The organism is Chryseobacterium sp. SIMBA_038, from assembly GCF_046535115.1.
Taxonomy (GTDB): domain Bacteria; phylum Bacteroidota; class Bacteroidia; order Flavobacteriales; family Weeksellaceae; genus Chryseobacterium.
Window position 1 is genome coordinate 1 of record NZ_JAWRXH010000168.1, and the last position, 272, is coordinate 272.

The 272-nt window shown below is 41.5% G+C and carries 1 protein-coding gene; it reads right to left on the reverse strand.

Annotation, left to right across the window (positions count from 1 at the left end; translation table 11 throughout):
- Positions 1-272, reverse strand: a 272-nt coding sequence (locus SB689_RS23145) for a glycoside hydrolase family 97 N-terminal domain-containing protein (RefSeq protein ID WP_410694402.1), incomplete at both ends; no start/stop codon positions are given.

Genomic DNA, 272 nt, shown 5'->3' on the forward strand with positions numbered 1-272 from the left:
GGGGTTACTGACGGAGTCTGAATGTATCCTTTTGCACCTTGTCTGTCTGCTGTTAAATGCGTTTTAAACTTGAAGTTCTGCGCATCTACTTCCAAATGGGAAGCCGGATAATCCAATACCGCTGCTTCAGCAACGTTAATATACAAAGGTTCTTTTCCTTCTTTTTTAAGCATTAAAGGAGACTGAACGGCATTCTTCACTAAAGTTTGGGAGGCATTGGCATCGTAAGCTTTATCCCATTTTGCAGGAATTTCAGAAACCTTTGACTCCTG